General features: G+C 54.5%; 10 protein-coding genes. 2 read left to right on the forward strand and 8 right to left on the reverse strand.

Going from position 1 to position 13,474, the window contains the following annotated elements:
- Window positions 1-33: 33 nt before the first annotated feature.
- Window positions 34-981, reverse strand: coding sequence for a carbamate kinase (gene arcC / locus NUS69_RS09975; protein WP_258085090.1), 948 nt, complete (start codon window positions 979-981; stop codon window positions 34-36).
- A 139-nt stretch (window positions 982-1,120) separates the two neighbouring features.
- A complete protein-coding gene (locus NUS69_RS09980) occupies window positions 1,121-2,383 on the reverse strand; it encodes a phytoene desaturase family protein (protein WP_258085091.1) in 1,263 nt (420 codons plus the stop codon).
- 231 nt (window positions 2,384-2,614) lie between these two features.
- Here NUS69_RS09980 and NUS69_RS09985 point away from each other — a divergent pair, with 231 nt between their 5' ends.
- Both NUS69_RS09985 and NUS69_RS09990 read left to right on the forward strand, forming a co-directional pair.
- A complete protein-coding gene (locus NUS69_RS09985; RefSeq protein WP_258083609.1) occupies window positions 2,615-3,475 on the forward strand; it encodes a hypothetical protein in 861 nt (286 codons plus the stop codon).
- A 9-nt stretch (window positions 3,476-3,484) separates the two neighbouring features.
- Window positions 3,485-5,176 (forward strand): prenyltransferase/squalene oxidase repeat-containing protein, encoded by a 1,692-nt coding sequence (locus NUS69_RS09990; RefSeq protein ID WP_258083610.1) that lies wholly within the window; start codon window positions 3,485-3,487, stop codon window positions 5,174-5,176.
- Between the two features lie 105 nt (window positions 5,177-5,281).
- Here the strand turns inward: NUS69_RS09990 and gor are convergent, their stop codons facing one another.
- From gor to fbp, 6 genes are all read right to left on the reverse strand, one after another.
- Window positions 5,282-7,240: a glyceraldehyde-3-phosphate:ferredoxin oxidoreductase gene (gene gor / locus NUS69_RS09995; RefSeq protein ID WP_258083611.1), complete on the reverse strand. Its 1,959-nt coding sequence runs from the start codon at window positions 7,238-7,240 to the stop codon at window positions 5,282-5,284.
- A 124-nt stretch (window positions 7,241-7,364) separates the two neighbouring features.
- Window positions 7,365-7,730, reverse strand: coding sequence for a DUF1667 domain-containing protein (locus NUS69_RS10000; RefSeq protein ID WP_258083612.1), 366 nt, complete (start codon window positions 7,728-7,730; stop codon window positions 7,365-7,367).
- The gene (locus tag NUS69_RS10005; protein ID WP_258083613.1) at window positions 7,723-8,973 is read right to left on the reverse strand and encodes an NAD(P)/FAD-dependent oxidoreductase; all 1,251 of its coding nucleotides are present in this window, start codon (window positions 8,971-8,973) and stop codon (window positions 7,723-7,725) included. The genes NUS69_RS10000 and NUS69_RS10005 overlap by 8 nt, the downstream gene beginning before the upstream one ends.
- Entirely contained in the window at window positions 8,970-10,463 is a 1,494-nt protein-coding gene (locus tag NUS69_RS10010; RefSeq protein ID WP_258083614.1) for an NAD(P)/FAD-dependent oxidoreductase, read from the reverse strand. The genes NUS69_RS10005 and NUS69_RS10010 overlap by 4 nt, the downstream gene beginning before the upstream one ends.
- A 199-nt stretch (window positions 10,464-10,662) precedes the next feature.
- A complete protein-coding gene (gene glpK, locus NUS69_RS10015; protein ID WP_258083615.1) occupies window positions 10,663-12,150 on the reverse strand; it encodes a glycerol kinase GlpK in 1,488 nt (495 codons plus the stop codon).
- Window positions 12,151-12,274: 124 nt separating this feature from the next.
- Entirely contained in the window at window positions 12,275-13,402 is a 1,128-nt protein-coding gene (gene fbp / locus NUS69_RS10020; RefSeq protein WP_258083616.1) for a fructose-1,6-bisphosphate aldolase/phosphatase, read from the reverse strand.
- Window positions 13,403-13,474 lie beyond the last annotated feature (72 nt).

Consider the following 13,474-nt stretch of genomic DNA (forward strand, 5'->3'; position numbering starts at 1 on the left):
AATTTGGGAAGAGAAGTATTTATAGGATTTGGTTCAGCCTTTTATGACCTGCGTCCCGGTCTTTCCTTCCAGTGCATCAACTGCCTTTTCCAGGTGGGCTATGACGGCCCTCTCGCCGCCCCACTCCACGAATCTTATGGCGGCCAAAACCTTCGGACCCATGCTGCCCTTCTTGAAGTGCCCCTCCTCGTAGTACCTTCTGAGCTCCTCGACGGTGACCTTTCCGAGCCACCTCTCGTCGGGTTTTCCGAAGTTTATAGCTGCCCCGTTCACGTCCGTGAGGATCATGAAGATGTCCGCGTTTACCTCCTCGGCGAGCCTCTCGCCCGCCAGATCCTTGTCTATAACCGCCTCGACGCCCTTGAGCTGGCCGTCCTCCTCGATGACCGGAACGCCACCGCCTCCACTGGCTATGACTATGAAGCCCTTTTCCACCAGGTCAACTATGACCGGCGCCTCGACGTGGCCCTTTGGATCCGGGCTCGGCACGACGCGCCTCCAGCCCCTGCCGGAGTCCTCTATGACGACCCAGCCCTTCTCCTTTGCAAGCCTTTTTGCCGTCTCCTCGTCGTAGAAGGGTCCAACCGGCTTGCTCGGGTGCTGGAATGCTGGGTCGTTCTTGTCAACGATGGTTTGAGTGACTATCGTCGCCACGGGCTTGTCTATCCCGCGTCTCTTCAGCTCGTTCCTTATCGCCTGCTGTATCATGTACCCTATCTGCCCCTGGGTCATCGCGCCGGCAACGTCCATGGGCTGGGCCGGGATGCCGTGGGTGGCCTGACCCGCGTCCATGTGGAGGAGGAGCGCCCCGACCTGCGGACCGTTTCCGTGGGTGATTACAACCTCGTAGTCACCGTCAAGGATTATGTCAACTATCTGCTTGGCCGTTTTCATGACGTTGGCCATCTGCTCTTCGTAGGTCCCCTTCTGGCCTCGCTGGAGAATAGCGTTCCCGCCAAGAGCGATGACAACCCTCTTCATGAGCATCACCTCCGGGATGGATAACTCAGCGCAGGAGAATAAAAACGTTCGTTAGAAGCCAGGACTGTTCACCGAAAAAAGGTTCGAGAGGAGGAAAAATAAGTTGGCAAAGGTAAAGAAAGGATAGGCAAGAACTGCCTCAGAGATACCATTCCCGGAAGTCCCCAAGGCCGAGCCTCTCAAGTGTCCTCATGACGCCGAGAGCTATGCCCTCAACCTCGATTCCTCCGGGTGGCTTGTAGGCGTCGCCGACGATGTAAACATCGCTTATCGGGAAGTCCTCGACGGTCTGGCCGCTGGCGACCCTGTTGACGGGATTCCCGTCGAGGTAGGTCTGGATGAGCAGAATCTCCCCTTCCTCGTCGAGGTTCGGGAAGATGCGGTAGATGTCCTCGATGCCCTTCCTCTGCTCGGCCTTGACGTTTCTGCTCTGTAAAGCGTGGTGGAGCATTACCAGAGTATATCCCTCCCTCGCTAGCTCAGGGCTCAGAGATGACGGCTCGTTGTAGCCGTTTATCCTCTCCGTGTCAAGGGTGAAGACGACGGTGTTCCCTATCCTTGACCCGCCCTTCAGGGCAACGTTATACTTGATGCCCTCGCTCGGTTTGAGGGAATCAACGCGCCTGAGGTAGTCCCGGTCGAAGTTCTCCCTGCCGATCAGCTCGACGGTTTCCTTTATCCCGACGTTGGAGATGAGGACGTCGTAGGCGAACTCCTCCCCGTCGGAAGTAAAGACTCTCTTCGCCTCGGGGTCGATTTCGACGGCCCTCTTCTTCATGAGGATTTTTCCGCCGTTTTCTACCACTATCCTTGCCAGCTCTCCGGTTATCGCCCTACACCCTCCATTGACCAGTCCGGGCCCTCCCCATCTCAGCGCCGCCTTTATCTCCCTCGCCAGCTCTCCCGCCGGAACGTCCAGGACGCTGTCGGCCCAGCCGAGGAAGCTCTTGATGAAGAGGTCAACGAACTCGTTGTCGCCTATCCTTTCCCTTATCCACTCGCGGCCTCTCATCTCAGCCTCTTCTCCGGCCGGTAGTTTGTTCCTCTTTATGTCAAGGAGGAGCTTTGTCGCTTTCGCCTTCTCGGTAAAGCTCAGGTACTTCCAGCCATCACGGTAGTGGAAGGTCTTTCCGCCGTAGAGAATCATGCCCTTCGGCTTCGAGTTGACGATTTGGACGTCCGCGTTGAGGAGCCTGAGAAGGTGAGCCAAAGGCCCGTCCTCGCCGTGGGGGAGCATGTGGAACGCTCCTGTGGAGAGGCCGAAGCCCCTGTAGTTTAAATTTGTAAAGCGGCCGCCGATGTGGGGTGACTTTTCGATGACGGTGACATCGTAACCGTTTTTAGCCAGGAAGGAAGCCGTTAGAAGACCGCCGATTCCGGAGCCTATTACAACTGCCCTCATTTTTCTCACCTGAAAACCTGAGGAAAGAGAAGAATATAAGGGTTTAGCTATTGCATGGCTATGCAACTCTTTTACTCTGGCTTCTTTTCGTTCATTCTAAGAGCAAAACTCAACTCTAAAAAAATTCGTACTCGGATAAAAAATGAAGAAAATTTACTTGTGGTAAAAGGAAAAATTTATAAAGGCAAGTTGCTCACGTGGTGATGCAAAAACTCAGAGGAGGTAAACTGGGTGAAGTGGAAACCACTATTGGCAGTCCTCGTTGGACTGCTAATGGTTGGAACCTTAGGAAGGGCAGTATACGCAGAGCAGTATCCAACGACAGATGCTTTAGAAAAGATTAGTACCAACGAGAAAATTACGGTTGATGGAGTGAATGTTCCACTGAGAAAGATGAACAACGGAATGATAATTATAGGGCAAACTTCGAAGGTGGGCAGGGGTGATATATTAGAGAGGGTTAATCAGCTAATGGTAAGGCGTGTTTTAAACAAATGGACGGAGGATATAAGATTACAAAGCAACTATGAAAATACAATAATCAAATCTGACAGCAACTACAGAATCACCACTTTTAAACTGAATGAGCGGGACAACAAGAAGATAAAATTATCAGTAGGAGCCGCTCTTTCTGCAAGGTTCAGAATGGACCAGTATGATCCAGTAGAAACAATAGACCTCAGTGTTTACCACTACGCATATAGCACGGCCATCACGGAATATCCCCCTTATATCACATATCAGTACAACTGTAAGAGCATCAAGTTGAGCAACAAACTCTCTTTTGGAGGAGAAACATACGCCAGCGGTTGGAGCATAGGAGGTACTATTTCAATACCTCCGGGATTATCAATCCAAGTATCTGGTGGTAGTTCATGGATTTCAATTGACGGTTCATTTGGAGAGGACAGCATTAACAATTACGACTCGATATCTCATTCATACGAGGGTGCACTAACGGTTAGGGACTACACCAAAGTAAGAATATACAGTGTAAGTTCCATGCCCTTGGCAACGTTTGAGGTTACAACGGGCAACTTTAAGAGTCTTTCTACGAGCACATATGTGGCGATAGACTCATCAGCATTTTGAGGTGGGACAATGAGAAACAAAATCCTAGCCACTATTTTGATTTTTTTATTGGGGATTGCTCTCATCATCTCGGCAACAAAGACACGGCCTATTTCACCCGAGGTAGTATCCTCTTCATGGGTAAACTGGACGGTAAAACGCCTTTACCTCGCTCAGGATCCGGTTACAGGTGGCTGGAACGGCGACGTTTCATTTACGATACTTCCAAGCCTGTATCACACATATCACGGTATCATGACGCTGAGCCTTCTGAACCTTAGTCCAACACATCTCGAAAAAACCATAGAGTTCCTGAGGGAAGAAGAGGAGAATTTTTACAACGGTCGGAATTACCCTTCGGTTCTTGATGCCTATTATCTGCTAACACTCTTTAAAGAGTTCAATATGAGCCTCAGAAACAGGGAGGCCTTCGAAAACTTCATCATTGAGGACATGAGGAAGTCAAACGAGACCTTCCTGCATGCGAAAACCCTCATTCTGCTTAATTCTACCTTGGCGAAGAACGTTTCCATGTCTCTCTGGCTCAAGCTGAGGCCGGAACACTCACTGGATTTTTTGTGGGACTTCCTTCAGTTCAGGGGGCTTCTCATGGAGTCAGGATACTCCCCCGATGAAATACCCAACTACACCGTGATGTATGAGACCGCGAGGGCCGTGTTTGATGAGGCGTCCGACAGAATAGAGAGACTCGGTTTCTTTGATCTCAAAACCATGGCGAGATTCATAAGGGAGGAACACATCAAAAACGAAACGCTAAGAAGAAAAATACTAACGAGTATTCAGAAATACAAGTGCCTTGACGGCGCATACTCTGACACGAGAGGCGCTAAAAAGGGACACCTTGACACCACGCACTGGGCGGTGGAGACGATAACCTATGCAGGAGGAGACGTTGGGGCGGATACTGTAAGCTACCTGCGGTCCCTTGAAGGGCCACTCGGAGGTTTCGTAGGCATTCCAAACTACATAGTGCCTAATCCGGTGGGCACCGCCTTCTCCGTAATAACTCTCAAGCTTTTGAATTCAACGGTGCCCAATGAGACGAGTGTCAGAGACTACCTACTCACTGAAATCTCAAGGGAGAGTAAACCGAGCCTGATATGGGTGGAATACGAGGCACTAAAGGAGCTTGGTGTGCCTCCCAGTAAGCTTAAGGAGACAGTAGAACCCCTTCTGAAAAGCTTCCTCGACAACCTGAACCTCTCGGATGTCTATCAAAACCACTACCTGCTAAAGGATATATACTACCTGCTTGTAACGAGTAGGGAACTGGGCATTGAAATCGACGAAAGATGGAAAGAAAACGTGACCTCCTTTGTTTTGGGACTAAAGGATAGTGATGGAGGGTTTGGTAGCAAAATATCAAAGATAAAAATTAACCGGCTCGAAATAACTCTTTACTCAGTCCTGATCCTCAACGAGCTTGGGTACGGGTATGGGGATAAAAAGACGGTTAAGTTCATTAAATCCAGCAGACAAGGCGCCCTGTGGTGGTCTTTACCAATAACCAGGTACACTTTGCTGGCTCTAAACTCAATGGGGGCCAAGGTTGACGGGAAAGAGGAGATAGCAAAGGCACTTGAGCTGAGAAAGTGCCCCTATGGCTTTTTCTCTTACGCCCCATGCGAACATCATGAGCAGGGGGGACCAATACCAACGTTTTTAGCGCTCGATATCCTCAGGCTTCTTGATTATCATTAGCCAGCCACATTTTTTACATTTTTAGATTTGAGCCATTTATAGGATAGAAAACCGACAATCGTTCTTTTCGCAAATAGATAGGAAAATGAAAACTAAAATGAAAACTCAAAACCTCCACTCCACTCCCAGAATCTCGCTGTATGCACTGAGCACCCTCTCGAGGTACTCCTTGGCGGTGCCGACCTTGTCGATTCTGAACCTTTCGGCCCAGCGCTCGTTGCCGAACTCCTCGCTTCCGGCGGCGACGAGGTCTATCACGCGCATGCTGTCCCAGAATGCCGGGGTGTAGCCGGCTTTCCTCGCGTACTCTATGAGCCTCTTTATCTGCTTCTTCGCGTGCTCCTCCATGTCGACGTTCTCTCCGTAGGCGTCCATGAACAGTGCCTTAAGGACGGGCTTCATCCATCCCCTGTGGAAGCGGCACCAGCCGACGTTGTCGTACCAGAACTCCCAGAGAGCCGAGGCGATTATCTTCTGGGCGAGCTCCTCCGGCTCAAGAAAGACGCCGAACTGGTAGAAGGTCCAGTACCTACCCTGAATCGGGAGCGGTATGTAGTTGCCTATCGCCCAGTACATCGTCGGCGTCATCTCACCGTCCTCGCCGAGAGGGACAAAGACGCCGTAGTCCTTGAAGCTCTCGCCGTACTTCAGCCTGTCCTTGAACCTCTCGTCGAAGATTACGCTGGCCTTCCTCTTTCCGAGGCCGATTATCCTCGCTATCTCGTTCTCGGCGAAGGCCACCCTGTGGGCCAGCTCGGCGACGAGCTTGGCGTTGACCTCGCTCGCCTCCACCGGTCTCTCAAGAAGGGCCTCTTTGGTGAACTCCGGCTTTCCGCTTATGCCAACCTCCTCCGGCTTGAGCAGACCGCGGTGGATTAATTCCAAAACCCACGCTGCGGTTCCACCGAACTCTATCGCGTCGAAGCCCATTGCATCGGCGGCGTGGACGCTTATGTCGCTGGCTCTCAGGCTTATGCTTCCGCTCAGCGGACCGTTGGCCTCGTAGGGCTCGTACTCTACGTGGTGTCCCCTCCGGTGCTTCTTACACACGACAGGACAGGGCTCGCCGCAGGTCGTCCAGTTCTTGGGCTTTATGGCCTCTTCGTTGAAGGGCTCCCAGTAGTGCTTCATGATGTTTTCGTGGATTTTTATGCGCTCCTCCTTTGGAATGTAGGGCATCTGCCAGTTTAGTATCGGAACGAAGTCGCCCTCGGCCGGGTAGTTGCCACCGAAGGTTCCGCCGGTGTTGAGCTTGGGGTTGAAGCGGTACTTGGTCGTCTTCTCGGCTATTATCTCGTTGTACGGCTTTTTGTGCACGCCCTCGACGATACTCTTGGAGGTCTTGAAGCTGCCGATGTCCTCGCCCGGGAAGCTTCTCCTCCTCGGCTTTCCGCCGAATATTATTCCGACGACGTTGTGAGCCCTGAGAAGAACCGAACCCGGGCCTCCCCTTGCCGCCCAGTCCTCGCTTCCAACAAGCCTTTCTCCCTTCCTGAGTGCCTGGGAGAATATCGCTCCGTAGTTGGTGTTTAGAGCGGCGGGCCCAACGACCGCTATTCTGTACTCGAAGTCAAAGCGTTCTCCAAAGGTATCGATGAGATACTGGGTGAGGGCATAGACTCCCTCCTCTCCCTTGTAGCCCCTCCATATTTCGATGACCTTCTCAAGCTCTATCGCGTGGAGCTCCACCCTTACGTTTTCGCCGTCGTTGTAAAGTAAAACAACGACGGGCTTCTCGGCCTTGCCCTCGAAGGCCACGAAGTCTATGCCAACGTTTTTGAAGGCGTAAGCAGCGCCTCCCATTGCAGATGGAAAGAGAGTCCCGTATAGGGGGGAACGGAAGAAGAACATGAGCCTGTGAGCCCCGGGCAGGGTTGAGCCTGAAAACGGCCCCATGCCCATTACCATGACGTTCTGGGGATCGTATGGTTCAAGGCTGTGGGTTTCCAGGCTCTCGTGAACCTCTATCCCGTAGTCTATAACCCCGTATACCCCATCCCTCTCCAGCTCCTCGCTTTCGACCTTTCCTTTGTTCAGGTTGATCCTGAGAACCGTGAACCTCATATTCCTCACCCCGTATCACTCCCAGTGTTATTTACAATTAATGTATTTAAGAGTTTTGAGAGGTTGTGCTATGTCCTGCCGCCGGAGGAAATAAAATGGCGAATTGAGCGGAGGCTTTGCCGTACTACACCTCCCTCGTGGCAACTATGTTCGCCCCGGTTCCCAGTACGTTCTCAACGATGACCTGCCCCACGCTGACCGGCGCTTCGACCTCAACTTCCGCGAGCTTTTTCATTATCTCGGGTATGAGCTCCTTGGGAACGGGCCTGTCGCTCTTAACTGCCACCGTCGGAAACCTTCCTCCCCTCACCTTCACAACGCTCATGACGATGCGCTTCGGCTCCCTGATTTCCTGTATCGCGTAGTCCTTCCCCCGGGGGCATGTGAAGCCCTCAACTCCGGTTATCCTGTCGCCTTCCATGGTCACCTCAACCGTACAGCCAAGGGGGCAGACGATGCAGGTCAGCCTGAACTTCTTGACCTCACTCATCCCGGACGACCTCCATGGTGATTCTGTCTTTGGCCCGGGCTATCTCCTCCCTCTTCAGCTTCACCCTTATCATCTCGGAGGGCTTCACGAATGGGAGTCTTATCTCCTTTCCAATCTCCGGGAAGCGGAGCCTGACGTTCTCCTCCGGCTCCCCAACCCTCGCATAGATTGTGACGTCCTTGGTGTCGGCTAAGTAGTGCGGCACGGCGAGCCTGATGTTCCTCCCCTTCACGAGCTTTCTCCATTTGAGAGCCGGCAGGCCGCCGTTTTTGACGAACTCGTACGCTCCCATGGCGGCCTCCTCGCCCTGCTCGACGACGTAGTCAACGAGGTCGTTGATGACTAGGGCGTTTCCGGCCACAAATATCCCTGGAACGCTGGTTTCGAGGTAGCTGTTGACGACCGGTCCTCTGGTGACGGGGTCTATCTCCACCCCTGCCTTCTCTATGACTTTGAGGTACGGGACAAGACCGGCCGCCAGAACGACGGTGTCGCACTCTATGCTCTCCTCTGTTCCCGGAATGGGCCTAAGCTTCTCGTCCACCTTCGTCACGATGACCCTCTCTACCCTCCTCTTCCCTTCAACCCTCGTTACTGCATGGCTCAGGTAGAGGGGGATTCCGAAGTCCTCAAGGCACTGGACGACGTTTCTTGTTAGTCCGCCTGGATAGGGCATCAGCTCTATGACGGCCTTTACCTTTGCCCCCTCAAGGGTGAACCTTCTCGCCATTATGAGTCCGACGTCGCCCGAACCCACTATCACTATCTCCTTTCCGGGCATCACCCCGTAGATGTCCATCATGGTCTGGGCTTCCCCGGCGGTGTAAATCCCTGCAACCCTGTGGCCGGTTATTCCTATCTCGAACATGTGCCTCTCCCTTGCTCCGGCGGCGTAGATAACCGTCTTTGCCGCCACCTCAAAGAGCCCCTCCTCCGTCACAATCCTGAGAATCTTGTGCCTGTAGGAGTACGGCGCCACCTCAAGGACGTGGGCGTTCGTGTAGTATTCGATGTCCAGCTCCCTGAACCGTTCGATTATGCGGTGTATGAACTCCGTCCCTGTCAGGTCCTCCTTGAAGTAGTGGATACCGAAGCCCGGGTGCACGCACTGCATCGGAATGCCGCCGAGGAACTCCCTGCTCTCGATGAGGAGGACGTTAAGACCGAGCTCCTTCGCCTTTATTGCGGCGGCAAGGCCAGCCGGCCCTCCTCCGATGACAACGACGTCGTACTCACTCCTCATTCTTCCTCACCCCTCAGGAGAACCTTTATGTCGCCGATGCCGTATTCGGTGCCCTCTCCCTTGATGCTGACCTTCCAGAGCGGGACTCCGGTTTCCCTGGCGATGATGTTGGCTATCCTCACCCTGCAGAATGAACCCTGGCAGGTTCCGCCCGTGACGCCTGTCCTGAGCTTAACGCCGTCGAGGGTTATTGTTCTGACGCCCATCTTCTTCATCCTGGCTATTGCGTCGAGTATATCCCCCTCCGTTATCGTGCGGCACATGCAGATTACCCTGCCGTGGGAGGGGTTCTCCTTCACGAGCTCTGCCTGCTTCTCCCTTGGGAGGGCCTTGAACCAGAAGGCGTTCCGGTAGGGGTTCCAGCGGGACTTTTTGGTCAGTTTTACGTCCAGCTTGCCCTTAATCAGCTCCTCAGCAACGTAGTGCGCTATCGCTGGAGCGGCTGTTAGTCCGGGCGACCTTATCCCTGCAACGTTTATGAAGCCCCAGGGGTCGTCGTAGGCCTCTATTATCCACCTGCCGTCCGGGGGCTCTGGCCTCAGGCCCGCGAAGGTCCTTATCACCCTGCTCCTGGGAGGCAGCCCCTTGACGAGCTTCTTCGCCATCTCCCAGACGAACTCCAGCCCCTCCCTGGTTGTGGAGGTGTCGTCCTTGGCTTCCTCGGGCAGATCCTCGGCGGTGGGTCCTATCATCACCCCGTCGTTCATCTCGGTGATGACGTAGACCCCCTTTGTGGTCGGGGTCGGCGTCTGGTGCACTATCCTCCTGACCTTTGGCCCGGCGTCGTCGTCGAAGATGTAGTACTCGCCCTTCCTGGGACGTATTGTGAAGTGGTCTATGCCGGCCATGGCCGAGATTCTGTCCGCGTATAGGCCGGCCGCGTTTATGACGATGTCGGCCTCGATGAATCCCCGGTTCGTTTCAACGCCCTTTACCTCCCCGTTTTCCACCTTTATTCCCCGCACTTCGGTCTCCGGGTGGAACTTGACACCGTTGTCGACGGCGTTCTCTGTGAGTGCCACGGCCGCCATCGGGGAGGACATTACTCCAGCTGTCGGTGCCCACAGCGCTCCCGCGGCGTTTGGGTTGACGTTGGGCTCAAGCCTCAGAAGCTCCTCCCTGTCAACGAGCCTGACGCCCGGAACGCCGTTTTTCTGTGCAAGCTCCAGGTAGTACTCGGCGACCTTTATGTCCTCCTCTTCGAGTGCGACCATGAGCTCGCCCGGCCACTTCGCTGGAATTCTCAGCTCTTTCGTCCACTGGTACCAGAGCCTGTTTCCCTCGACGCAGAGCTTTGCCCTCAGAGGGTGCTTTTCGGGGTCATCCTCGTGTCCGGGATGGATTATGCCTGTATTGGCCTTGCTGACGCCCATCCCGGCGTCGACGTTCCTCTCGATTAGATGAACCTCAAGTCCCTCATACTGGCTGAGAACGCGCGCTATCGACGCCCCGACGACGCCGGCACCGATTATTGCTATCCGCGTTTTCATCTCTTTTCCCTCCTAATTAACTTAAAAAAGGGTCTTTCTTGTTTTAAAGCTTTCTTAAACTTTAAGTTCCGGACAGAAGGGCGTAGAGAACATATCTAGGCATACGAAGGCGGCACATTGGTGAACATTGGAAGGATGGACTGAAGTGTCCTTCCCGTTTTCATGGGAAACGGCAAAAGTGAATGGGAGGGCTGTCCCCTCAGGTGCCGGTGACCTTTGCCCACTCCAATGCCCTCTTCACGGCCTCCTTCCAGCCGCGGTAGAGCCTCTCTCTGGTCTCCACGTCCATCTTCGGTTCAAAGACCCTCTCGGCCTTCCAGAGCTCTTTGATCTCGTCCAGGCCATCCCAGTAGTCCACGGCTAGGCCTGCTAAATAGGCCGCTCCGAGGGCAGTCGTCTCTTTAACGACGGGCCTTACGACGGGCTTTCCGAGTATGTCCGCCTGGAACTCCATCAGGAAGTCGTTGGCGGTGGCCCCACCGTCGACGCGGAGCTCTTTGATTCCGACCAGCCTCTGCATCTCTTCGATCACGTCCCGGGTCAGGTAAGCTATCGCCTCCAGCGTCGCCCTTGCCAGGTGCTCCCTCCCGGTTCCGCGCGTTATCCCGATTATCAGACCCCTGGCGAACTGATCCCAGTAGGGCGCACCGAGGCCAACAAAGGCCGGGACGAAGTAAACACCCTCGTTGCTTTCGAGCTTCCTTGCGAGTTCCTCTGTCTCCCCGGCGCTCTTTATGATCCTTATCCCATCGCGGAGCCACTGGACGGCGGCTCCGGTTACGAAGACGCTCCCCTCAAGGGCGTATGTGACCTTTCCGTTGAGCCCCCATGCTATCGTTGTGAGGAGGTTGTCGGAATAGCGGACGGTTTTGCCGGTGTTTGCCAGAATGAAGTTCCCGGTTCCGTAGGTGGCCTTCACCATTCCCGCCTCAAATGCCGCCTGCCCGAACAGGGCCGCCTGCTGGTCGCCGGCGTCTCCACTCACCGGTATCTCTGCACCGAGAAGTTCCCTTTTCGTGTAGCCGTACACCTCGCTTGACTCCCTGACCTCCGGGAGAATCCCTTCAGGAATCCCGAAGATTTCGAGGAGCTCGTCGTCCCAGTCGAGTTTCTTTATGTTGAAGAGCATCGTTCTGGAGGCGTTGGAGTAGTCGGTTATGTGCTCCCCCGTGAGGCGGTAGATGAGGAAGGTGTCCACCGTCCCGAAGAGCACCTCGTCCCTTTCGGCCTTTTCCCTTAGGCCAGGAACGTTGTCGAGGAGCCATTTGAGCTTGCTGGCTGAAAAGTATGCATCCGGAACCAGGCCGGTCTTCTCCTTGATTACGTTTCCGTATTCCCTCTTTATCTCCTCCACCATCTTGGCGGTTCTCCTGCACTGCCAGACGATAGCGTTGTATAGTGGCTTTCCGCTTCTGTCCCACACTATCGTCGTCTCCCTCTGGTTGGTTACGCCTATTGCCGCTATCTGCTCCGGCCCTATCTTGGCCCTCTCAAGGGCCGTCTTTATCGCCCTGAACTGGGCGTCCCATATTTCGTCCGGCCTGTGCTCGACCCAGCCGGGCCTCGGGTAGTGCTGTGGAAACTCGTACTGCCCTATTCCTCTGACGTTGCCCTCCCTGTCAAAAACTATTGCCCTTGCCGAGGTCGTTCCCTCGTCGAGGGAGAGAATGAACCTGTTCCCGTCCATTTCAACCACCAGTGTACATTCCTATTCTCCCTGCATTGATGGTGTATATTGATGGCTATGGTGCTCCAGAGTTATAAGATTTTACGGGCAGAAAAGGGGAACGGTATGGAAAGGAAAAAGGAGATCACTCGACGGGCTCGAACCTGTCCTTGAGCTTCTCCAGGACTCCCGGAAGGGTGGTGTACTCCATGTCCTCCATCGGGAGCCTGTGGGGCTCGAACGGGCCGTGTCTGCGCATGTACTCGGCGATCTCAACGGCCTTCTGCCTGGCCCCGTCGAAGGCCGGGTCGTCAAAGAGGTCAACCGGGCCGACGAGCTTTCCTTCGGGGCTTATCTGCCAGCCGAGGGCAACGACCCTTGGCGGGCCGTCGAACCTGGTCGGGTTGGCCATGTGCATCGGAACAGGCATCACCGGGCCGTTGTGTGAACCCCTCATCCAGCCGCTGACAAGGTGCGGGAATGCGAAGGGCTCAAGAACCTCTCCGAGGGCCGGGAGGCCGCTCTGAGCCCTGACGATGGCCACCGGGTCGTCCTTTCCAACGTACTCGCCGGCTATCTCGTAGAGCTTTTCGGTGCTTATGACGGCGACCGGCTCGTCCTTCGGGATTTTGTGTCCCTCCTTGGGGAAGACCCTCTTGATGACGTAGCGGCTCTTGGCTCCGATGAGGGCGAGGAGGTCGTAGAGCTCCTCGGGAGTGCTGAGGATAACACGCTTGTGCTCCTTTATGTTCCATACCTCAAAGCGGAAGCCCATGTGCATGTTGGGGTCTATGACCAGTCCGGCTGTGTTGAAGGGATCAGCGAACATCCTGAATATCGGGAGGTTAAAAGCGCCGGGCTCGGTCTTGTCCATGTGGAAGGTAACTATCGGCTCGCTCTTTCTCACGGTGATCTCCATCTCGGCTATCCCCGGGCCCATTCCCCTTATGTTGCCGCTGAACGCGTCTTTCAGAAGGTCTTGGCCAGCTCCATAAAGCCCGAGCCCCTTGGCGACCTTCGTGGCCTCCTCAAAGGCCTTCCAGGCGAGACCGTGTATCTCGGGGCTGTCAACGCCCTTCCTGTGGGTCATGATGAGCTGAAGGTCATCGCCACAGGTGGCAACGTAGAAGTCGATTATCGTGCCCTCCTCCTGAGCCTTCGCAAGAACCTCCTCCGCAGTCTCAACGAGCTGGGGATGAACCCTTGAATGTCCCGGCCAGCCGCCGATGTCGGCCTTTATAACGCTGATCGTTATCTTCTCTCCAACTGCCATGGCAATCACCTCGATGGCTTTTAAGCACTTTTATGCTTATAAAACGTTAATATCACCGCCGATGATACCCAT

The organism is Thermococcus thermotolerans (assembly GCF_024707485.1).
GTDB lineage: Archaea > Methanobacteriota_B > Thermococci > Thermococcales > Thermococcaceae > Thermococcus > Thermococcus thermotolerans.

What these genes read in the sequence shown, in the direction of transcription:
- NUS69_RS09990 (WP_258083610.1), top strand. Translation starts at nt 3,485, where the DNA reads ATGAGAAACAAAATCCTAGCCACTATTTTGATTTTTTTATTGGGGATT.
- NUS69_RS09980 (WP_258085091.1), bottom strand. Translation starts at nt 2,383, where the DNA reads ATGAGGGCAGTTGTAATAGGCTCCGGAATCGGCGGTCTTCTAACGGCT.
- arcC (WP_258085090.1), bottom strand. Translation starts at nt 981, where the DNA reads ATGAAGAGGGTTGTCATCGCTCTTGGCGGGAACGCTATTCTCCAGCGA.
- gor (WP_258083611.1), bottom strand. Translation starts at nt 7,240, where the DNA reads ATGAGGTTCACGGTTCTCAGGATCAACCTGAACAAAGGAAAGGTCGAA.
- NUS69_RS10000 (WP_258083612.1), bottom strand. Translation starts at nt 7,730, where the DNA reads ATGAGTGAGGTCAAGAAGTTCAGGCTGACCTGCATCGTCTGCCCCCTT.
- NUS69_RS10010 (WP_258083614.1), bottom strand. Translation starts at nt 10,463, where the DNA reads ATGAAAACGCGGATAGCAATAATCGGTGCCGGCGTCGTCGGGGCGTCG.
- glpK (WP_258083615.1), bottom strand. Translation starts at nt 12,150, where the DNA reads ATGGACGGGAACAGGTTCATTCTCTCCCTCGACGAGGGAACGACCTCG.
- fbp (WP_258083616.1), bottom strand. Translation starts at nt 13,402, where the DNA reads ATGGCAGTTGGAGAGAAGATAACGATCAGCGTTATAAAGGCCGACATC.
- NUS69_RS10005 (WP_258083613.1), bottom strand. Translation starts at nt 8,973, where the DNA reads ATGAGGAGTGAGTACGACGTCGTTGTCATCGGAGGAGGGCCGGCTGGC.